Origin of the sequence: Gellertiella hungarica, from assembly GCF_014197145.1 — a bacterium.
Lineage (GTDB): Bacteria > Pseudomonadota > Alphaproteobacteria > Rhizobiales > Rhizobiaceae > Gellertiella > Gellertiella hungarica.
Map to the genome: position 1 here is coordinate 523,396 of NZ_JACIEZ010000003.1, position 20,825 is coordinate 544,220.

Sequence of the window (20,825 nt, forward strand, 5' to 3'; positions counted from 1 at the left end):
AGAGCCGCAGGCTGAAGAGCCCGCGCCGGCGGAAGAGCCGCAAGCCGAGGAGCCGCAGGCCGAAGAGCCCGCACCGGCGGAAGAACCGCAGGCCGAGGAACCGCAGGCCGAAGAACCGCAGGCTGAAGAACCGGCACCGGTGGAAGAGCCGCAGGCCGAGGAGCAGCAGGTGGAAGAGCCGCAGGCGGAAGAACCGGCACCGGCGGAAGAACCGCAGTACGAGGAACCCGCACCTGAGCCCGAACCGCAGGCCGAAGAGCCCGCGCCCGAGCCTCAGTACGAGGAGCCCGCACCGGAACCCGAACCGCAGGCAAAAGAGCCCGCACCGGAGCCCCAGTACGAGGAGCCGGCACCGGAACCCGAGCCGCAGGCCGAAGAGCCCGCACCGGAGCCCGAGCCTCAGTACGAGGAACCGGCGCCCGAGCCGGAGCCGCAGTATGAAGAGCCGGCACCTGCTGAAGAGCAGGCGGCACCGGCCTGCGAGGACGGTTCGGAAGAGTGCCCCCAGTAAGGGGCACGGCCGCCGCCTGACCGAGATGCAGAAAGCCGGCACGGAGCGATCCGTGCCGGCTTTTCCTTTTTCAGCGAAGGGCGTTTCAGAGCGGCAGGGCGTTTCGCTGCCAGATGGGGCGAAGAACGGGGTGGGACGAAATGCGCTGGGCAAGCTGGATCAGCCCCGGGAACACGTCGCGCATGCCCTCCTGGTTCTCCTCCCATCCGATCAGCATCGCCGCATAGATATCCACCGCGCTCATCTTCGTTCCGAGCAGATAGGGGCTGGTGCCGAGCCCCGCCGCCAGCACGGCGAATTCGCGGGTCAGGCGGGAGATCGCGGCATCCTTGACCGCTTCGGCTCCGGCGGGATCGGCCGTGTAGCGCTCTGGATAGAACTTGCGCAGCGAACTCGGATAGACTGCCGATGCAAGAAAGGCCATCCAGCGGAGATAGCGCGCCCGCAGGGGATTGGAGGGAACGGGGGCCAGATCCTTCTCCGGCACGAGATCCGCCAGATACAGCGTGATCGCCGCCGATTCCGTCATGATCTCCCCATGGGGCAGCTTGAGAACCGGCACCTGTCCGAGCGGATTGACCTGAATGAGTTCGGGATCGGGCCCGGTCGGTGCAAGAATCGTCACGTCCACCCGGCGATGCGGCAGGCCGCTGAGGGCGAGCACGGCCTCGCAGACGACGGAACCGGTGCCTTCACTGGCATACAAGATATAGGTCACGACTTCCTCCTGGCGGCTCCGGGAAGCAGCAGCCGGAGCCCATGTCGGGGAAAGTGTGCAATTTTCGAAGCTCCGTCAACGCCTTCCGGGGCCTGGCGACAGCCTGCGCGATGCGTGCGCCCGAACGAAAAAGGCGCGCCCCTTTCGGGACGCGCCGCATCGTCTGGCTGCCGGAGGCAGGTATCAGGCGGAAACCTTCGCCGCGATCTTGGCCACATGGGCGCCCTGGAAGCGGGCAGCGGCCAGTTCGTTCGCGGAAGGCTGACGCGAGCCGTCGCCGCCGGTGATGGTGGAGGCGCCGTAGGGCGAGCCGCCGGCGATTTCGTCCATGGTCATCTGGCCCTGGTAGGCATAGGGCAGACCGACAACGACCATGCCGTGGTGAAGCAGGGTCGGGATGAAGCCGAGGATCGTGCTTTCCTGACCGCCGTGCTGGGTAGCCGACGAGGTGAACACCGAGCCGACCTTGCCGACGAGGGCACCCTTGGCCCAGAGGCCGCCGGTCTGGTCGATGAAGGCGCGCATCTGAGATGCAACGGTGCCGTAGCGGGTGCCGGCGCCGAAGATGATGGCGTCGTAATCGGCCAGTTCATCCGGCGTTGCGACGGGGGCGGCCTGGTCCAGCTTGAAGTGGTGGGCACGGGCGACGTCTTCCGGAACGGTTTCCGGGACGCGCTTCACGACGACATCGGCACCGGCTTCGCGGGCACCTTCGGCAACGGCATTTGCCATGGTTTCGACATGGCCGTAGACCGAATGATAGAGAACGAGAACTTTTGCCATTTCAAGGCTCCTTCGCAAATGTGGAACGGGGTGATAGGGGGGCGGGGCCGCGTCCTGGCGCATCGCGACCCCTGTTGAACCGATTGATATTGAAGATGCCGCCGGCGGGTAAGCCACCGATGGGCAAACGCACTGTTCAACAAGTGAACCCTTGAACCGGGTTTCGCGGGACGGCAGGCGATGCCGGACAAATCCTCTTTCGCCGCATTGCATTGGCCGGTCGGCACGCTAGATTTGCGGCAGCAAACCCTCATCCGGATGATCTCCATGAACGCCTCTTCACCGCAGCAAACCATTGTCACCGCTGGTATTCTGGCCATCGGCGACGAACTTCTCTCGGGCCGCACCCGCGACCGCAACATCGGGCATCTCGCCAGCGTGCTGACGGCGGCCGGCATCGATCTCCGGGAGGTCCGCATCGTTGCCGATGACGAGGACGCCATCGTGGAAGCCCTGAACGCGCTGAGGACCCGCTACGACTATGTCTTCACATCGGGCGGCATCGGCCCCACCCATGACGACATCACCGCCGATGCGGTTGCGAGGGCCTTCGGTCTGCCCTGCGAGCACGATGCGGAGGCGATGCGGCTGCTCGGGGACATGTATGCCGCCCGCGGCCTCGAATTCACCGAGGCGCGCCAGCGCATGGCCCGCATGCCGCGCGGCGCCCGCCATATCCCCAATCCGGTCTCCACCGCACCCGGTTTCATCGTGGAGAATGTCCATGTCATGGCCGGGGTTCCGCAGGTCTTCGTGGCCATGGTCGAGGCGGTGATGCCGACGCTGCGCACCGGCGCAACCGTCCACTCCCTCACGGTCAAGAGCCCCTTCGGCGAAGGGGATATCGGCACCGCGCTGGGCAAGGTGCAGGCCGCCCACAAGAACACGGCCATCGGCTCCTATCCGAAATATGACGGGAAGAGCTTTTCGACCGAGATCGTGGTGCGCGGCCGGGTGCTCGAGGATTGCGAGGCCGCAGCCCGCGCGGTGGAGGCCATGCTCGAGGACATCGGGCGCCGCAAGCAGGCCGCAGCGGCGATCATGGAGGCCTGAGCCCCGGGCGACCCAGCAGATTTCACGTAGGGCCGTTGACATTGTCCACAGCACTTATTGATTGAAATCAAGGGAGCGTCACCGGCCCGGTGTATTCTGGTTGCGGAAAGGGGCGGACGGGTTCCGCCCCGGCAAGACGAGCCAAGGCACCGGCGAGCCACGCGCTGCTCCGTGCCGACGCCAAACCGCCACAAGGAGGCCCCCATGGCTTACAAGACCATCGTCTGCGTTCTTTCAAACGCCAGGAACGCCGATAACCTGCTTCAATGCGCGATTGATCAGGCACGGCGCAACGACGCGCACCTGATCGGGCTGCATGTCGAGCAGGTATCCATCGCCCCGCTGGCGGCCCCGATGGCCATGCCCGACCCGGTCAGCATCCAGGCGCTGCAGGATGCCGCACGCGAGACCAGCAACGAGCTGAAAGGGATCTTCGAGGAAGCCTGCCGCCGCGAGGGCATCTCTTGCGACTGGCGCAACGTCGTCTCCATGTCCGGCTACGGCGCCGGCAGCAGCACGGACATCCTGCGCTGCGCCGACCTGATCGTGGCGGCCCAGGCAGATCCTTCCTATGCCAGCGACGACTCCGAAATCGAGCAGGTGCTGTTCGAAAGCGGACGCCCCGTGCTTCTGGTGCCCTACATCTTCACGACGGCAAAACCGATCAACCGCGTGCTGATCGGCTGGAACGGGACGCGCGAGGCGACGCGCGCCGTGTTCGACGCCCTGCCCTTCCTGAAGAAGGCGCAGTCCGTGGAGGTCTTCACCGTCGATCCCGAAACCAGCGGCGATCAGGCCGCCGATCTCGCCGGGGCGGAACTTGCGGCAACGCTTGCCCGCCACGGCATCAAGGTGAATGTGGTCGCGGTCGCCAGCGAGGGCCTGTCTCCGGCAACGGTTCTCGAAAACCGCCTGTCGGATGCCTCCATCGACCTGCTGGTCATCGGCGCCTATGGCAAGAGCCGCCTGCGCGAGATGCTGTTCGGCGGGGTGACGCGCACCCTGCTCGACTCGATGACGGCGCTGACGCTGATGTCGCGCTGACACGCCGGCTACAAGTTCGAAATTTGGGGGAGCGGACTGCAGGGTCCGCTCCTTGTTTTTGCCGTCTTGCGCTCCGATATGCGCATTCGGTCACGCACCGTTCACGGATAATGCAGTTGCCTCCCGGCCCGCTCCTGGGGAATAAGCGGAAACGACACTGGATCATCGAGGACGGCCTTTGCAGATCGACCTGCCCCAACTGAGAAAGCATCTGCACCTGGCTTCGGGCCTGGTGATGGGCGCGTTCATCATCGGGCATTTCAGCAATCATGCGCTGGGTCTCGTATCGCTCGGCGCGATGGAGCGGCTGCGCGAGACGCTCAGCCTCGTGTGGCGTTCGGCGCCCGGGACGGTGCTGCTCTACGGCTCGATCCTCACCCATTTCCTGCTGGCGATCGATTCCCTCTACCGCCGTCACACGCTGAAGATGCCTTTCCGCGAGGGGCTGAGAATCGCGCTCGGCCTGTCGCTGCCGTTTCTCATCGCCGTCCATGTGATCGCCACGCGGGTCGACTATTCCCTCACCGGCCATGCCGGCGGATACACCGAGACGCTGGCGCGCATGGCCCAGAGCCCCGGCACCATCGCGCGCCAGTCCATCGCGCTCCTGGTCGCCTGGACGCATTTCTGCCTTGGCATATGGTTCTGGATCCGGAACCGGGACTGGTATCAACGGGTGAAGATGCCGCTCTATACCGTAGCGATCCTGCTTCCCGTTCTGGCCCTGCTCGGCTTTTCGCTCGGGATGCGGTCGATCGACTACCAGCCGACGCCGATGTGGTTCCGCGACCGCTCATCCGAGCTTGCGATGCTCGCGCGGATCACCGATGGCGTCTATGCCTTCCTGACGGGCGCGATCGGCTGCGTTCTGGTCGCCCGGGCCATTCCGCGCTCCGGCCGGGTGCGGATTTCCTATCCCGATGGCGGGGCTGTGACGGTAGAGGCCGGAACGAGCGTGCTGGAGGCGAGCCGCCTTGCCTCGCGCCCGCACCTTTCCGTCTGCGGCGGGCGCGGGCGCTGTTCCACGTGCCGGGTCAAGGTGCTTGCCGGAATCGAGGGCCAGCCGGAGCCGAGCGGGCTGGAGCGCGCCACGCTGGAGCGGATCGGCGCGCCCGGCAATGTCAGGCTTGCATGCCAGCTGCGCCCAGAGGCGGACATCACCGTTTCTCCGGTGCTCAAGGCAGCGCCGCATCTGCGACGGGCCCATGCGCTGCGCGAGAACGCCGGTGGCCGGGAGCGCCAGCTTGCCGTTCTTTTCTGCGACCTGCGCGATTTCACCCGCCTGTCCGAGGAGAAGCTTCCCTTCGACACGATGTTCCTGCTCAACAGTTATTTCGAGATGATCGGCGAGGCCGTGGAGCAATCCGGCGGCGTGATCGACAAGTTCATCGGCGATGGCGCGCTCATCCACTTCGGCCTGTCCGACGGCTACCGCACCGCCTGCATCAAGGCCATCACGGCGGCGGTACGGATCTCCCAGGGCATCGACGACCTGAACCGCAGCTTCAAGGGCGAGCTGAAGGAACCGCTGCGCGTCGCCATGGGAATGCATGGCGGCCCCGCCATCATCGGGCGGGTCGGCTATGGCGAAATCTCCGAACTGACGGTGGTGGGCGACACGGTCAACACCGCAAGCCGCCTTGAGGGCGTCGCCAAGGAATATGACGCGGAGCTTGCCGTATCGTCGGACATTCTCGATGGAGCGGGCATGCGGGTCGAGGCGGCGCTGAAGCAGGAGATCGCGTTGCGCGGGCGGGCCCAGCCGGTGATCGCCTCCATCTTCACGGATGCGCGCGAACTCAGCCGCTTTCTCTATTCAAGTCTGTGAGGAGAAGGCCGCGCAAGCCGGCGCGCCCTTGCCAAGCCCGCGGCAGATTCGGTATCTCAGGTCATCATTCCCGCAGACACTGGCTCTCACAAAGGTTCGTTCATGTCCCTTCCCGACAAAGCATTCCCGGTTTCCTGGGATCAGTTCCACCGCGATGCCCGGGCGCTTGCCTGGCGGCTGGCCGGCCTCAACCAGAACTTCAAGGCCATCGTCTGCATCACCCGCGGCGGCCTCGTTCCGGCGGCCATCATCTCGCGCGAGCTCAACATCCGCCTGATCGAAACCGTCTGCATCGCCTCCTATCACGACTATGACACGCAGGGCGAAATGAACGTGCTGAAGGGCGTGACCGAGAAGCTGACCGAGAATGGCGGCGAAGGCGTGCTTGTCATCGACGACCTCACCGATACCGGCAAGACCGCGGCCGAAGTGCGGGCCATCCTGCCGAACGCCCATTTCGCCTGCGTCTATGCGAAGCCGAAGGGCGTGCCCATGGTCCACACCTTCGTCACCGAGGTGTCGCAGGACACCTGGATCTATTTCCCCTGGGACATGGGCTTCACCTACCAGGAGCCGATCGCCAAGGGGTCGCGCGGCTGACGGGCCGCCTCGACGCCTCTCGACGCTGTTTTCACGATCCCCGGCCCCGCGCCGGGGATTTTGCGTTTCGCCGCCTCTATCGCGGCTGATCCCGAAGGAAAGGAACGGCATCCGCATCGACCGGCATGTCGAGTTCGCGTGCATAGCGATGGCCGGCATAGGTGGCATGGACGATCATACCCGGGGCATGGGCGTCGCCGATGGTGGTGACGCTTTCCAGCCCGGCATCGGCCCATTCCGCTTCCCGCGCCTTCAGCGACCGGAAGAGCTCGAGCTGCGGCTCGCGGCTTGCCACCAGCACCACGTGATCGGCCGCGATCTCGAAGGGACGGCCGGTGACGCCGTCACTGCCTGCAAAGGTGCCCTTGCGGATGCCGGCCGCGACGCCCCGGGTGACGATGGCGACGCCGCTCTCGACGAGCCGTGCCTCGATGAATCCCTGCTCCAGCGTGTTGTGGGTCCAGTGGGAGACGAGCGGCGCCGGGGTGACCAGCGTGACCCGACAGCCCGCCGCGGCCAGCTTTTCCGCCAGCGCCGAGCCGATGGCATAGTGATCGTCGTCGTAGACGACCACATCGCCCGACGGAGCCGCCCCTTCGAAGATGTCGTCCGGGGTGAAGACCGAAGCCCCTTCCCCGACCGGAATCCCCTGCGGATGATTGCGGCCACGGCCGTTTGCCCGGAAGCGCGCGCCGGTTGCGACCGCCACATGGGTGGCGCCGAAGGCCAGCACGTCATCCGCCGTCATGAAGCTCGCAGGATAGGTCTCGACATTGGCGAGCTTCCCGATCTGGCCGAGGCGGTAATCCGCGACCCGCTGCCAGGTGCGAAGGCCGGGCAAGGTCGTCTCGCGGACCACGCGGCCGCCGAGCGTGTCGCGGGCATCGGTGAGCGCTACCTCGTAGCCGCGTTTTCCCAGCTGGTGCGCCGCTTCAAGACCGGCAGGACCGGCGCCGATGACAAGCACCCGCGCCTCGCGCGCCTTCGGTGCGATCTTCTCGGGATGCCAGCCGCGCCGCCACTCCTCGCCCATGGTCGGGTTCTGGGTGCAGCGGAGCGGCACCGACTGCATGTCTCCGGCCACGCAGATGTTGCAGCCGATGCATTCGCGCAGATCCTCGGAGCGGCCTTCCTCGATCTTCTTCGGCAGGAAGGGATCGGCAATGGAGGGGCGCGCCGCGCCGATGAAATCCAGCACGCCGGAACGGATCTGCTCCACCATGGCATCGGGCGAGGTGAAGCGGCCGACTCCGACGACCGGCTTCGTCGTCAGCTTCTTCAGCCCGCGCACGAAGGGTTCCTGGAAGCCTTCCGCGGAAAAGCGGGCCGTGCGGCTGTCGCGCGACCAGGACCCCATGCAGAAATCCCAGAGATCGGGAAGTTCGGCGAGCATGCCGACGATATCTTCCATCTCCGCCCGCTCCAGCCCCAGGGGCAGCTGGCTTTCCTCGACCGCGATGCGCAGCGGAACCGCGCAATCGTGGCCCACGGCGTCCCGGGTGTCTTCGAGAAGCTCCCGGAGAAAGCGGACCCGGTTTTCCAGCGAGCCGCCATATTCGTCCGTCCGGTCGTTCGTGGCGCGGGAGAGAAGCTGCTGGGTCAGCGTAAGCCCATGGCCGGCATAGACATAAATCAGATCATAGCCGGCCTTGCGGGCCCGCAGCGCCGCGTTGCGATGCCAGCGGCGGATGGCGCGGAAATCCTCCCGGTCCATCGCCCGGCTCTGCTGCGGCTCCAGCCATTCGGAATTGACCGGCATGGAATTCACCCCCATCGGCGGCAGGCGGGAGGCGAGATTGGTGCGCGGGCCGTTGTAGACGAGCTCGATGCCGGCGAGCGCGCCGTGGCGGTGAATGCCTTCCACCACGCGCTCATGGGCGAAGATATCCTTGTCCTCCCAGATGCGGCCCTCGATCGCGGGCGACACCTCGCTGGAAGGATGGATTTCCACCTCCTCCGTGCAGATGACCGCCCAGCCGCCTTCCGCCTTCATGGCACGCATGCCGGCAAGGGCGGTCGGCTCGCGGTGGCCCATCCCGTTGCAGTGAGGCACCTGGTAGAAGCGGTTGCGCGCCACCTTCGGGCCGATGGCCAGGGGTTCGAACAGGATGTTGTGCCGGGGATCACGCATGAGGCGATGCCTTTGTTGTACGAGCGAATAATTTCACCTATTCGTACCCGCAAACCTGATCCTGTCAATGGCTCGCCGGGCTTGGCGCACAGCCGGGCGAGCCTTTCTCACCGGATGAAGCTCTGAACAGAGTGAATCCGGTTCTTCCGCTTACCCGTTATAAACAATAGCCAATTTGTTCCCCGCCGGATCGCGCACATAGGCGCTCATCCAGTTCGGTCCGTACTGGGGACGCGGGCCGGGAGCCCCCTCGTCCGTGCCGCCATGGGTCATCGCGGCGGCATAGAATGCCTCCACCTCCGCATAGGTCGCGGCATCGAAGCCCAGCATGGCCCCGTTCCCGGCTGTGGCGGGCTCGCCGTTGAAGGGTTCGCAGATCCACAGCGTGAAGCCCTCGCCCGACCCTCCGCGGGAATAGGCGCGCCAGCCGGGAAATTCCGTATGGCTTGCCCAGCCGATGGTCGCGAGCACCGCATCGTAAAAGAGCGTCGAGCGGGTCAGATCGTTGACGCCGAGCGTTGCGTAGAGGCCCATGGGCGATTCTCCTCCGGAATGTATGGAACATAACAAGAACACAACCGATCTTCAGCGGCAAGGGCCCCCTCACCGGAAAAGATTTCACTTATAACAAAAAAGGCTCGTTCCGGTTCACTGCGAGCGCGGATTTTCCAAACCGGTGTCAAGGGCTTGGCGGCGGTTTCCAATGTCATCTTTTTTTCATGTTTCACCGTCGCAAAACCCCTGTGGGAAGGTCGCAAAAGGGGACGGCACGGTGGAAAACGTCTGCATCCCTGCTTCCAAGTTTTTGATTTTCCTTTTGAAGTTTGCTTTCCCCGTTTTCCACAGCACAATGACACAAGATATTGTGGTTAAAAAACTGACAAGAACCACCGCTTGACGGAATCAGGTGTTTCAAAGTTAATGGGGACCATGTTGCGGCGGCGACTGGACCGGAAGTAACGAGGCCGGTTCGATACCAGACAGGAACAGCGGAAAACACTCCCGTGCGCCGATGGTGCGGCCGGGAAACGGGATCCCTTGCGCCCTCGTCCGGTAGCACTCCAATCGCCCGCCCACAGAGGGGACATGGGTAATTTTACGGAGTTGGCAAAAATTCTGTAAACACTATATTTAGTGTTTACGAGCTACGATCTCCACAATATAGAGTGCCGCATGACAGCGGCTCATCCATCAGGGACAGCCATCCGGTTCGCGGCAGACGCGGCCCGGAACCGAAACATCGCGCGCCTTCGACATTGGGCGCCACGCATCGAAAGAGGACGGAAACACCATGCGCATCGAACGCCGTTTCACAAAGCCCGGGCAGTCTCCCTATGCGGAGATCCCGTTCCGCAAGGCGACCAGTGAAATCAAGAACCCCGATGGGTCGATCGTGTTCCGCCTCGCGGATATCGACGTGCCGGAGCAGTTCAGCCAGGTGGCGGCAGACATCCTCGCGCAGAAGTATTTCCGCAAGGCGGGCGTGCCCGCGCGGCTGAAGAAGGTGGAAGAGAACAGCGTTCCGTCCTGGCTGTGGCGCTCCGAAGCCGATCTTGCCGCGCTCGAGGCCCTGCCGAAGGAAGAGCGCTACGGGTCCGAAACCGATGCGCGCCAGGTTTTCGATCGCCTGGCCGGCACTTGGACCTACTGGGGCTGGAAGGGCGGCTATTTCCACACCGAGGAAGATGCCCTCGCCTTCCGTGACGAGCTGGCCTACATGCTCGCCACCCAGCGCGTTGCGCCGAACTCGCCGCAGTGGTTCAACACCGGCCTGCACTGGGCCTACGGCATCGATGGCCCCGGCCAGGGCCATTTCTACGTCGACCCCTTCACCGGCAAGCTGGTGAAGTCGAAGTCGGCCTATGAGCATCCGCAGCCGCATGCCTGCTTCATCCAGTCCGTGGAAGACGACCTCGTCAACGAGGGCGGCATCATGGATCTGTGGGTGCGCGAGGCCCGCCTCTTCAAGTATGGCTCCGGCACCGGCTCCAACTTCTCCTACCTGCGCGGCGAAGGCGAGAAGCTTTCGGGCGGCGGCCGCTCCTCCGGCCTGATGAGCTTCCTGAAGATCGGCGACCGGGCAGCCGGGGCGATCAAGTCGGGCGGCACCACACGCCGTGCGGCCAAGATGGTCGTGGTCGACATCGACCATCCCGACATCGAGGAATACATCAACTGGAAGGTGAAAGAAGAGCAGAAGGTTGCCGCGCTCGTCACCGGCTCGAAGGTCGTCGCCAAGCATCTGAAGGCGATCATGAAGGCCTGCGTCAACTGCGAGGCCGACAATGACGACTGCTTCGACCCCGCCCGGAACCCGGCGCTGAAGCGCGAGATCCGCGCCGCCAAGAAGGACCAGGTGCCGGAAAACTACGTCCAGCGCGTGATCCAGTTCGCCCGTCAGGGCTATACCTCTATGGAATTCAAGACCTATGACACGGACTGGGATTCCGAGGCCTATCTGACCGTCTCCGGCCAGAACTCCAACAACTCCGTCTCCATCAAGGACGACTTCCTGCGCGCCGTCGAGACCGATGGCGACTGGCACCTGACCGCCCGCAAGGACGGCAAGGTGATGAAGACGCTGAAGGCGCGCGACCTGTGGGAAAGCATTTCCTATGCCGCCTGGGCATCGGCCGATCCTGGCCTGCACTTCAACACCACGATGAACGACTGGCACACCTGCCCGGCTGCCGGCCCGATCCGCGCGTCGAACCCGTGCTCGGAATACATGTTCCTCGACGACACGGCCTGCAACCTCGCCTCGCTGAACCTGCTGCAGTTCAAGGATGCCGTCACCAAGCGCATCAACATCGGCGACTACGAGCATGCCGTGCGGCTGTGGACCATCGTTCTCGAGATCTCGGTGATGATGGCGCAGTTCCCGTCGCGCCAGATCGCGGAGCTTTCCTACGAGTACCGCACGCTCGGCCTCGGCTATGCCAATATCGGCGGCCTGCTGATGTCCTCGGGCATTCCCTATGACTCGGCCGAAGGCCGTGCCATCGGCGGCGCGCTGACGGCGATCATGACTGGCATTTCCTACGCCACCTCGGCGGAAATGGCGGCCAAGCTCGGCACCTTCCCCGGCTTCAAGCCGAACCGCGAGAACATGCTGCGGGTGATGCGCAACCACCGCCGCGCCGCCTATGGCGAGGCCACCGGTTATGAAGCCCTGTCGGTTAACCCGGTTCCGCTCGCCCATGGCGACTGCCCGGACCAGGACCTGATCGCCCATGCCAAGGCCGCCTGGGACAAGGCGCTGGAGCTCGGCGAGAAGCACGGCTACCGCAACGCCCAGACGACGGTGATCGCGCCGACCGGCACGATCGGCCTCGTGATGGACTGCGACACGACCGGCATCGAGCCCGACTTCGCGCTCGTGAAGTTCAAGAAGCTCGCCGGCGGCGGCTACTTCAAGATCATCAACCGCGCCGTTCCGGAAGCGCTGCGCACGCTCGGCTACACGGAAAGCCAGATCGCCGAGATCGAGGCCTATGCAGTCGGCCACGGCAACCTGAACCAGGCGCCGGGCGTGAACCCCTCGACGCTGCGCGCCAAGGGCTTCACCCAGGAGAAGATCGACGCCGTCAACGGCGCGCTGAAGAGCGCCTTCGACATCAAGTTCGTCTTCAACCAGTGGACGCTGGGTGCCGACTTCCTGAAGGATGTGCTCAAGGTTTCCGACGAGCAGCTTTCCCAGATGGATTTCAACCTGCTCGATCACCTCGGCTTCACGAAGAAGGAGATCGAGGCCGCGAACATCCATGTCTGCGGTGCGATGACGCTGGAAGGCGCCCCGCATCTGAAGGCCGAGCACCTGCCGGTCTTCGATTGCGCCAACCCCTGCGGCAAGATCGGCAAGCGCTATCTCTCGGTCGAAAGCCACATCCGCATGATGGCGGCTGCCCAGCCCTTCATCTCCGGCGCGATCTCCAAGACGATCAACATGCCGAACGATGCGACGGTGGAAGACTGCAAGAGCGCCTACATGCTGTCCTGGAAGCTCGGCCTCAAGGCCAATGCGCTTTACCGCGACGGCTCCAAGCTTTCCCAGCCGCTCAACGCCTCGCTGATCGAGGATGAGGAGGACGAGGACCAGCTGGAGGAATTCCTGCAGCAGCCGGTGGCCGCGCAGGCCGTGACCGTCACGGAAAAGATCGTTGAGCGCGTCATCGAGAAGGTGGTGCATGGCCGCGACAAGCTGCCGAACCGCCGTCAAGGCTACACCCAGAAGGCCGTCGTCGGCGGTCACAAGGTGTACCTGCGCACCGGCGAATTCGGCGATGGCCGTCTCGGCGAGATCTTCATCGACATGCACAAGGAAGGCGCCGCCTTCCGTGCCATGATGAACAACTTCGCCATCGCGATCTCGCTCGGCCTGCAGTACGGCGTGCCGCTCGAGGAATATGTGGAGGCCTTCACCTTCACGAAGTTCGAGCCGGCCGGCATGGTGCAGGGCAACGACGCGATCAAGAACGCCACGTCGATCCTCGACTACGTGTTCCGCGAACTCGCCGTCTCCTATCTCGGCCGCCACGATCTCGCCCATGTGGACACGTCGGATTTCGGCAACACCGCGCTCGGCAAGGGCATCCAGGAAGGCAAGACCAACCTGATCTCCACCGGCTGGACCCGCGGCCACAAGCCCACCCTCGTCTCCGGCCACATGCCGATGGGCGAGGCCAAGGGCGCGGCAACGGCAGCCCCCGCCAAGGCCTCCTCTTCGGGCAACGTGACGGCCTTTGCCGGCTCCGCCGCCCGCAAGCTGGAAACCACGGTCGCCATCTCCACCTCGGAAGTGGTGTCCTTCAAGCGGGACTATGAAGAGCGTGCCGCGGAACTGGCGGAAGAAATCGCCGAGGAAATCGCCACCGAAGAGCAGCAGTCCACCACCGCCCTCTTCTCCGACAAGGCCGCCGCCGACGCGGCATCGGCCAAATCCGAAGCCAAGAAGGTCGAAGCCGAACGCCGCGCCCGCTCCATCATGCAGGGCTACACGGGCAACATGTGCTCCGAATGCCAGAACTTCACGATGGTCCGCAACGGCACCTGCGAGAAGTGCGATACGTGTGGGGCGACGAGCGGCTGCAGCTAAGGCAATCGCATAACAACAGTCAGGGGATCAAACCCGGTGTCATGCGCCGTATGATATTTGTCTGACGCGCACCAGTTTTGCCGAAATAGCTTCTCCCGGAACCTCATTCAGCTTCCGGGAGAAGTACTTTAGAGCCAAGCGCTGAAGCTGCTGCCTGCTGTGCATCTGTTCAGGAACGCGCCTTGTAGACGAACGCTCGCCGCCATCCTCCCCTGCGTCAGCTTTAGCCTAGTCCTGCAGATACCTCGGACCTGCTCGATACGCCGTGCGGAAATCTCGGAACACCTCGTCCGAACTCGGCAAGGTCATCATCTTTACAGATGAAGTTCTGTTAAGAGTGACGTTGCAGGACCAATATTTAATAGGGCGATACAGCTGATCACTGGAATTGGTTCATTGCCACCAGTGTCAGTATTACTTTTCAAACATTCAATTTTTTTCTAGAGAAGATAGTGGCGATGTCTAATAAATGCCTATTTTGCCAAATTGCAAAGCGATCGATCTCAGCAAGAATATTTTGGGAGTCGGAGACGCATATGGCGTTCCTTACGCCGTACCCTAATACCCTCGGCTTTACCGTTGTGGCGACAAAAGCTCATCTCCAAAGTGACATTTTCTGCCTGAACGAAGTGAATTTTAGAGCGATTTGTAGCGCGGCGAAGGAAGTTTCAGGCTTACTCAAGAAAAAATTGGAGCTTGCACGAGTCGGATGCGTATTTGAAGGCTATGGAATCAATCACGCGCACGTCAAACTTGTTCCAATGCACGGGATCGCGGCGGGTCCTTGGCGACCGATAGCGAGTTCCGAGGCGGATCGAAGGTATTACGATGCATATCCGGGTTTTATTTCTTCACATGATGGCCCCAGAATGGACGACACTTCTCTGGACGAAGTCTTTCGGAAGCTGTCCAATCCCGGATGATCAATTAATCCCCCGGCGCGGAGGCAGCCATGCCAGCAGTCGTGAACCACGTCACAGCACATCTGGGCGCATTTCGGCCCAGCGACCGCTCGGCCTTGGATCGCTACCTAAAGGACGAAAAATCCGCTCGGAAACGCTGTCAGCGATCAAGGATTTCGTCGTTCGGTGGGAGGAAGCCGACTGGCTGGAAGCCTATTCCATCGAGCGCATCGGCAAATGGATCGCGAAGCGCCAGCTTTCTGAAACGTCCGAGGAATTGACGCGCTGGTGCAAAAGCGGGTCCTCCGACGCCCGCATGGCGCTGCTCAGCGGTTTGCAGCAGGGCCTCGGCGAGCGCCAGGCAGCATTGGCCTGAAGCAAATCTCCCGTTAGGGGCATGGCCGAGCCGCCCCCTCATCCGGCGCTTCGCGCCACCTTCTCCCCGGTGGGGAGAAGAGTGAGTTTGCGGCATCGGCTTCCCCTGAAGTCTCCTGCCACCCCGGCGGTTTATGGCCCCCGGCAGCGCCGCTTGCCTCTTCTCCCCGCCGGGGAGAAGGTGCCGGCAGGCGGATGAGGGGGCGGGCGGCATCGCATGGGCCTCATCCCCCGAGGCGGATCAGGGGCGGGCGCCGTTTCCCCTTTCCATTCCATCGATCCTTTCTTATATTAGCGCTCGAACGGGCCATATCCCGTTCAGGGGCCTGAGAAACCCCTCTAGAATCGGTGCGCCAACCCCTCTTCCGGGTAACGCGAACCCGTGCTTTAAAAGCACTCGCCTGCCTCTTTGGCCGGGGAGGTCGCTGCGCATGTCCAGGGCTCACGCCTAAAGGCAGCGACGGCCGTACACGTGCGGTTTTCTTAGCTCCCCTGGCCGCCAGAGAATTTCCTCTGGCGGCTCTCAACCAAGGGGGAACCGCCATGGACTGCACCTTCAATCCGATCGAATTCTACCGGGTATCGCCAGACTGGATAAAGGTTGTGTGGATCCTTTCGATCCCGCTCTTCGTCGCGGCCATGACGGCGATCGTGCTGCGGTATCGCATCGAGCGCGAACGGCTGGCGCTGTCCGCCCGGGCGATGGGCGAAACGGGCGTCTGAGACCTCAGAAGACGAACATGTCCGACGTGAGCTTGCCGTTCAGTTCGGCGATCAGGCGCGCCTGATGATTGGTGACGTCGACGACGAACCAGTCGTTGTCGAGGCCGAGGGCGCGGTCGGCAGGGCCGGTCACGGTGGAGGAAAGGCCGTTCGCGCCGCGGACGGTCCAGATCGCGCCGACATCGTCCGAGACGAGATAGCGTCCGTTGGCCATCGCCCAGCCGGCCCGCAGATCGAGCGTTCCCGCGGGAATGAGATGGTCCACATGCAGGCCGTGAAGGTCCACCCGGTCTCCGGCATTGATATCCGTGAAGGTGAGGTCGGCAGGCGCGGTTCCCCGCGAGGCGAAGACGAAGGTGTCATTGCCGCCGCCACCGGAAAAGGCGATCTTCACCGGAGCGCTGCCGGTATGGTTGACGGAGATGGTGGACGAGCCCGCATTGCCCGTTACCGAGAGGTTCATGCCCGTATCGGGCGCGACCTGACCCGGCGCGGCGAAGGTAAAGGCCGCGCTCGAAACCCCCGGCGCGAGAACGACCTTCTCGACATGGTCGATCGCGAAGGCACCGTTCGCCTCCACGCGCACCGTATCGACGCCGCCCCCGGCACCTTCGACGATCCGGTCGCCGGGCGTCTCCACCACGTAGACATCATTGCCCGCGCCGCCCTGCATCACGTCGCGCCCTGCCCCGCCGACAAGGAGATCGTGCCCTGCCCCGCCGGTCAGCGTGTCGTCTCCCGCCTGGCCGAAAAGCGCCTTGTTGGAAACCGCGAGCTGGCGGCCGGACGGATCCATCGCCTCACGGCCCCTAAGGGTGTCGGCGGCCGCCGAGCCCGATGTCAGGATGTGCAGCGTGCCCCTGTAGCCATAGGCGCCGGCCAGCTCGGCCAGCAGCTTCCCCGCTTCCGGAATGAAGCGCTCCGCCTGCGGCAGGGCATAGCTCACGTCGCGGGCGAGCATGGTGGCATAGAGATCCTTGCCCGACTGATCCCGGGCATTGAACAGGAAATGGAGGTTGCGGACGATTTCCGCGATCCCGTGCTTTTCCGGCACGATGCCGACCCGTTCGGATTCGTCGATCCGCCGAAGCTCGTTCTGGTTCTTGTGATTGTAGCGGATCTCGTACCACAGCGCCCCGCGCAGGTCGTTGCGGATGGCATATCGCACCCCGTTCCCCACCAGCGCCGGGCTGTTGTAGTACATGGACAGAACCGCCGCCCTTTCCACCGAATCCATCAGCGCGGCATCGGCACCGAGCGCTTTTGTCAGGCGGGCATCGATGCTGGAGGCGAAGATGCCCGCGCGGCCGAAAAGCATTTCACCGAGCAGCCTGTCCTGCTGCGCGGTGGTCAGCGTGAAGCTCTGAAGCGCCGCCTGCTGGGCAGCGGTGCCGGCCTTTCCCGCCATGATGTCCTTGAAGAGCAGCGCGTCGAAGCTGCGATACGTCCCGCCGATCAGAAGACTGCCGCCCGCCTTGTAGATCGACAGCAGCTTCATGCCCTCCGCCTGGAGCGCCGAAAGGCTGCCGAGCGCGAAGGTGAGAGCCTTTTTCACGTCGGTGAAGCTGAAGGCATCGATGTTGAACCCCCGGCCGATGGTGGGGTGCGGGTCCCAGGGCGCATTGACGTAGAAGCGGGAACCGGAGCCCTCGTAGCGCCCGATCAGGCTCGTGGCATAGCTCTCGAAGGCCGCTTCACGCGCAAAGAGGGTCTGTTTCGAAAGGGCCATGGCACGGTCCGGTGATCGATATCGGCACAGAGCATAGCCGCCAATCGCCACCACCGGGTTGACGGGAATCCTCGCATTCGAACGATTGCCTCATGCGGCACCCAGAAAGAGGTGGGATTCCGATTTCGCGACCCCCTCCATGGCGCGCAGCTCGGTCACCACATGGTTGAACTCGCCGAGCGACGCCACCTCGATCTCGCCGATGAGATCCCACAGGCCGTTGGTGGTGTGAAGCGCCGCGATGCCCGGCAACCGCCGAAGGCTGGCCGTCAGGGCCTTGATGTTGCGGCCCGACAGCTCGATCATCACCACGCCGCGAATGCGCTCCTGCGCCATCCGGTCCTTCAGGCGCACCGTGAAGCCCCGGATCGTGCCGGAGGCGATCAGCCGGTCGAGCCGCGTCTGCACCGTGCCGCGCGCCACGCCGAGCAGCTTTGCAAGAGTCGGCACGGTGGCCCGGGCATTGATCTTCAGCTCCTCGATCAGCCGTCGGTCGAGATCGTCCATGGCACCCTCCCTGCGCATTACGCCAATCCTCTGACGATATCGCCAGAGAATGACATTTCCGCAAGCAGTTTTGCCGTTTTGTCTGAACGCCACCCTGCCTAAGCTTGCCGCACATATCATTCCGGAGGAGACCCCACCCATGTCAGAGCACCCCTTCGCCCCCGAGGAGCGATGCCGCGCCCTTTCCGTTGCCATGACCCGCTGGAAGAGCGAGACGGGAACGGAGGGCGAGCGCGATTTCGGGCCGAAGCTTGCCGCCACCCTTTCGGAATGGCCCTATTTCCGCGCGCATCCCGAGAACCTGAAACTGGTCCCGAGCCATGACGGCACCATGAATGTCGTGGCGCTGGTGCGGGGGCAGCCCGGCCACCGCCGGACGCTCGCCTTTGCCGGCCACTACGACACCGTTCCTGTTGCCAATTACCGGGATCTTGCCAGCCTGGCCACGGAGCCCGATCTGCTTCTCGACGCCCTCCTCGCCGATCTTGGCTCCCGCGCTCTCGGCCCGCAGGAGGAGAAGGCGCTGGCCGATTTCGAAAGCGGCGACTTCATCCCCGGCCGCGGGCTTCTCGACATGAAATGCGGCCTTGCCGCCGGCCTTGCCGTCCTCGAGCATTTCACCGCGCGGAGCGATCTGGCGGGCAACCTGCTTTTCATGGCCACCCCGGACGAGGAGCGCAATTCCCGCGGCATGCGCTCCATGCGCGATGCGCTGCCCGGCCTTGCCCGCGAATGGGATCTCGAGATCGTCGGCGGCATCAACCTCGATTCCACCAGCGACCAGGGAGACGGGGCGGAAGGCCGCGCGATCTATCGCGGTACCATCGGCAAGCTCCTGCCTTTCGCCTATGTGATCGGCCAGCCCTCCCATGCGAGCTATCCCTTCGAGGGGGTGAGCGCCCATCTGATCGCGGCGGAAATCCTGCGCCGCATCGAGGCCAATCCCGCGCTGTGCGACACCGGCGATGGCGAGGTTTCCCCGCCGCCGATCTGCCTGGAAGGCAAGGATTTTCGCGGCGGCTACGATGTCACCACGCCGGACGCGGTCTGGCTCGGCTTCAACTGGCTGTTCCACAGCTGGTCCCAGGACCGGCTGCTGGCCCGCTTCAACGGCATCGTGACCGAAGCAGTGGAATGGGCGACCGCAACGCTTGCAGGGCATGCGGAGGCCTATGCCGCCCTTTCCGGCACCGGCCGCGCCGAAATCGAGCCGGGTTTCGTCATGTCCTTCGCCGAACTCAAGGCAAGGGCGTTCGCGGCCGGAGGGCCGGCGGCGGAGGAGCGATTCGCCGCAAGGGCGCAGGAGGTCGCCGCCCTCGGAAATCCGCTGGAGACCAGCCGCCTGCTGACAGCCCATCTGATCGCGGAAGCGAGGCTGACCGGACCGGCGGTGGTGACCGGCATCGCCGGGCTTCATTATCCGCCGACCCGGCTCGACAGCACCTCTCCCCCCACCGATGCATTCGAGGCGGCCATCGAGGCGGCGCGGCAGGAGATGGAGGAGCGGCACCGCGTCGGCATCCGCTACCGCAACATCTTCACCGGCATCTCCGACATGAGCTTCTTCGGTCACCGGCCGCCGGAGGCGGCGATCGAGGCGGTGGCCGGCAACACCGCCGATCCCGCCATGGTTGATCGTCCGCCGGCGGAGGCGCTGGTCTTTCCGGTGGTAAACATCGGTCCCTGGGGGCGCGAATACCACCAGCGGCTGGAAAGAGCCCATGCCCGTTACGCCTTCCGCGATCTGCCGATTTTCCTGCAGCGGATCGTACTGCAACTTTTGATGGCCCAATAATAATCCTCCGAAACCGGGTCGGGCGGCGGATGCAAAATTGAAAAAAGACAGCTATGGTCCGCTCCGCAAGCGTCACGCTGCGGACCTGCGTCCGCCTCTTTCAAAAGGTTCGACTATGAAAAAAGCAATCATTGCTGCCCTTCTCCTGGCTTTGGCTCCGGCTGCCTCCTACGCCGGTACGCTGAACTTCCCGAGCGATGCGCCGGCAGCGACCATCACCATCCCGGACGACTGGAAGCCGGAAGAGACCGATTCCGGTATCCAGGCCGAATCGCCGGATGGCGCGATCTACATGTCCATCGACGTCGCAGGCGCCGAGAACGTGGAAAAGGTCATCCAGGACGCCATCACCTTCCTGAAGGACCGCGGCGTCACCGTCGACCCGGCCAGCCAGAAGGAAACCGACAACGAGCTGAACGGCATGCCGGTCAAGAACTTCGACTGGAACGGCAAGGACGAGAACGGCGACGTCTCGATCGCCCTCTCGCTCGTGCAGCCGAGCGAAGACAAGCTCCTGGTCCTCACCTACTGGGGCACCCAGGGCGACCAGGACAAGCACAACGACGCCATCGTCGCCATGCTCGCCTCGCTGAAGCCTGCCCAGTAAGCGGCCGGATTCAATCAGCCTTTCGGAGCCCTGCCGTCCTGCGGCAGGGCTTTTTTCATGTGGGCCGACGGAACAACCTTTCCTTGCGCGGTGTTCTTCATGCGTATCGAACAGGACAGGAGACCGAAGGCCATGCGCGGTTTGAACATCATTACCCTGCTTCTCATCATCATCGGCGGCGTGAACTGGCTGCTCGTCGGCCTTGCCGACTACGACCTCGTGGCCGCTCTCAGCGGTGGCCAGGATACCGCCCTCGCCACGATCATCTATGTGGCAGTCGGCGTTTCTGCCCTCTGGCAGCTGGTGCCGTTCTTCAAGGCCATGTCGGTCGGCGAAGAGCTGGCCGAAGCCGGCACGCGCCGCACCTACTGATCCGCGAGATCATCCCCCCGAGGAATCGAGGGCCCCGCAGCGATGCGGGGCC

General features: G+C 63.9%; 17 protein-coding genes. 11 read left to right on the forward strand and 6 right to left on the reverse strand.

All coding sequences use genetic code 11. The features are described 5' to 3' along the window. Nucleotides 1–511, forward strand: a 511-nt coding sequence (locus GGR23_RS11050) for a hypothetical protein (protein ID WP_183366311.1), incomplete at its 5' end; no start/stop codon positions are given. Nucleotides 512–596: 85 nt separating this feature from the next. Here the strand turns inward: GGR23_RS11050 and GGR23_RS11055 are convergent. Then, nucleotides 597–1,229 (reverse strand): glutathione S-transferase N-terminal domain-containing protein, encoded by a 633-nt coding sequence (locus GGR23_RS11055; protein WP_183366312.1) that lies wholly within the window; start codon nucleotides 1,227–1,229, stop codon nucleotides 597–599. Nucleotides 1,230–1,412: 183 nt separating this feature from the next. After that, on the reverse strand, nucleotides 1,413–2,012 hold the full coding sequence (wrbA, locus tag GGR23_RS11060) for an NAD(P)H:quinone oxidoreductase type IV (protein ID WP_183366313.1): 600 nt from the start codon (nucleotides 2,010–2,012) through the stop codon (nucleotides 1,413–1,415). Nucleotides 2,013–2,279: 267 nt separating this feature from the next. Here wrbA and GGR23_RS11065 point away from each other — a divergent pair, with 267 nt between their 5' ends. The 4 genes from GGR23_RS11065 to gpt all read left to right on the forward strand — a co-directional run bounded on the left by GGR23_RS11065 (nucleotide 2,280) and on the right by gpt (nucleotide 6,537). Next, on the forward strand, nucleotides 2,280–3,065 hold the full coding sequence (locus tag GGR23_RS11065) for a competence/damage-inducible protein A (RefSeq protein WP_183366314.1): 786 nt from the start codon (nucleotides 2,280–2,282) through the stop codon (nucleotides 3,063–3,065). A 204-nt stretch (nucleotides 3,066–3,269) separates the two neighbouring features. After that, nucleotides 3,270–4,109, forward strand: coding sequence for a universal stress protein (locus tag GGR23_RS11070; protein WP_183366315.1), 840 nt, complete (start codon nucleotides 3,270–3,272; stop codon nucleotides 4,107–4,109). A 178-nt stretch (nucleotides 4,110–4,287) separates the two neighbouring features. After that, complete coding sequence (locus GGR23_RS11075; protein WP_246365224.1) at nucleotides 4,288–5,937, forward strand: adenylate/guanylate cyclase domain-containing protein; 1,650 nt, start codon at nucleotides 4,288–4,290, stop codon at nucleotides 5,935–5,937. A 102-nt stretch (nucleotides 5,938–6,039) separates the two neighbouring features. After that, nucleotides 6,040–6,537, forward strand: a complete 498-nt coding sequence (gene gpt / locus GGR23_RS11080; protein ID WP_183366316.1) for a xanthine phosphoribosyltransferase — start codon at nucleotides 6,040–6,042, stop codon at nucleotides 6,535–6,537. Nucleotides 6,538–6,613: 76 nt separating this feature from the next. Here the strand turns inward: gpt and GGR23_RS11085 are convergent, their stop codons facing one another. Both GGR23_RS11085 and GGR23_RS11090 read right to left on the reverse strand, forming a co-directional pair. Further along, nucleotides 6,614–8,668, reverse strand: coding sequence for an oxidoreductase (locus tag GGR23_RS11085; RefSeq protein ID WP_183366317.1), 2,055 nt, complete (start codon nucleotides 8,666–8,668; stop codon nucleotides 6,614–6,616). A gap of 150 nt (nucleotides 8,669–8,818) precedes the next feature. Further along, complete coding sequence (locus tag GGR23_RS11090; protein ID WP_183366318.1) at nucleotides 8,819–9,202, reverse strand: VOC family protein; 384 nt, start codon at nucleotides 9,200–9,202, stop codon at nucleotides 8,819–8,821. A gap of 757 nt (nucleotides 9,203–9,959) precedes the next feature. Here GGR23_RS11090 and GGR23_RS11095 point away from each other — a divergent pair. From GGR23_RS11095 to GGR23_RS11105, 3 genes are all read left to right on the forward strand, one after another. Further along, a complete protein-coding gene (locus GGR23_RS11095; protein ID WP_183366319.1) occupies nucleotides 9,960–13,763 on the forward strand; it encodes a vitamin B12-dependent ribonucleotide reductase in 3,804 nt (1,267 codons plus the stop codon). An 828-nt stretch (nucleotides 13,764–14,591) separates the two neighbouring features. Continuing rightward, a complete protein-coding gene (locus tag GGR23_RS11100; RefSeq protein ID WP_183366320.1) occupies nucleotides 14,592–15,041 on the forward strand; it encodes a hypothetical protein in 450 nt (149 codons plus the stop codon). A gap of 542 nt (nucleotides 15,042–15,583) precedes the next feature. After that, nucleotides 15,584–15,763 (forward strand): hypothetical protein, encoded by a 180-nt coding sequence (locus GGR23_RS11105; RefSeq protein WP_183366321.1) that lies wholly within the window; start codon nucleotides 15,584–15,586, stop codon nucleotides 15,761–15,763. Between the two features lie 4 nt (nucleotides 15,764–15,767). On the opposite strand, the gene GGR23_RS11110 is transcribed toward GGR23_RS11105, so the two are convergent. Continuing rightward, nucleotides 15,768–17,492: a calcium-binding protein gene (locus tag GGR23_RS11110; RefSeq protein ID WP_183366322.1), complete on the reverse strand. Its 1,725-nt coding sequence runs from the start codon at nucleotides 17,490–17,492 to the stop codon at nucleotides 15,768–15,770. Between the two features lie 90 nt (nucleotides 17,493–17,582). After that, nucleotides 17,583–17,999, reverse strand: coding sequence for an Lrp/AsnC family transcriptional regulator (locus GGR23_RS11115; RefSeq protein ID WP_183366323.1), 417 nt, complete (start codon nucleotides 17,997–17,999; stop codon nucleotides 17,583–17,585). Between the two features lie 139 nt (nucleotides 18,000–18,138). Here GGR23_RS11115 and GGR23_RS11120 point away from each other — a divergent pair, with 139 nt between their 5' ends. The 3 genes from GGR23_RS11120 to GGR23_RS11130 all read left to right on the forward strand — a co-directional run bounded on the left by GGR23_RS11120 (nucleotide 18,139) and on the right by GGR23_RS11130 (nucleotide 20,773). Continuing rightward, the gene (locus GGR23_RS11120) at nucleotides 18,139–19,794 is read left to right on the forward strand and encodes a M20/M25/M40 family metallo-hydrolase (RefSeq protein WP_246365227.1); all 1,656 of its coding nucleotides are present in this window, start codon (nucleotides 18,139–18,141) and stop codon (nucleotides 19,792–19,794) included. A 115-nt stretch (nucleotides 19,795–19,909) separates the two neighbouring features. Next, entirely contained in the window at nucleotides 19,910–20,401 is a 492-nt protein-coding gene (locus GGR23_RS11125) for a histidine kinase (RefSeq protein WP_183366324.1), read from the forward strand. Between the two features lie 99 nt (nucleotides 20,402–20,500). After that, nucleotides 20,501–20,773, forward strand: coding sequence for a DUF378 domain-containing protein (locus GGR23_RS11130; protein ID WP_382341644.1), 273 nt, complete (start codon nucleotides 20,501–20,503; stop codon nucleotides 20,771–20,773). Nucleotides 20,774–20,825: the final 52 nt, after the last annotated feature.